The organism is Pseudomonas sp. 2995-3 (assembly GCF_002742565.1).
Lineage (GTDB): Bacteria > Pseudomonadota > Gammaproteobacteria > Pseudomonadales > Pseudomonadaceae > Aquipseudomonas > Aquipseudomonas edaphica.
In genome coordinates this window covers 1-406 of record NZ_LJSB01000091.1, presented here as the reverse complement: position 1 = coordinate 406, position 406 = coordinate 1, and the positions used below count along the sequence as shown (strand labels likewise).

General features: G+C 38.7%; 1 protein-coding gene. It reads right to left on the bottom strand.

The window, feature by feature from the left end:
* Nucleotides 1–376, bottom strand: a 376-nt coding sequence (locus AOA62_RS05005; RefSeq protein WP_143521755.1) for an ATP-binding cassette domain-containing protein, incomplete at its 3' end; no start/stop codon positions are given.
* Nucleotides 377–406 lie beyond the last annotated feature (30 nt).

Below are 406 nucleotides of genomic sequence, written 5' to 3'. Positions count from 1 at the left end.
GCACTAGTTTGAGAATACAATTCATCCCATTGGACACACCAAACTTAACTGGTTCGTTACCTAAAAATATATTTTCCCCGACCGTCATTTCTTTAACTAGGGCTAATTCTTGATAGATAATAGCAATACCCGCTTCTTCTGCTTCCCTTATATTTTTAAAATGACACTCCTGACCATTAATGATAATTTTCCCGTCATATGTTCCATATGGATACAAGCCACTCAGCACTTTCATTAGTGTTGATTTCCCTGCACCATTTTCTCCACATAGTGCGTGTATTTCCCCTTTTCGTACGCGAAAGCTAACGTCATCTAATGCTTTGACTCCAGGAAATTCTTTTGTTATATTACGCATCTCCAAAGCATATTCAGCCATCCTATCCACCCCAATCATTGTGTACTCATC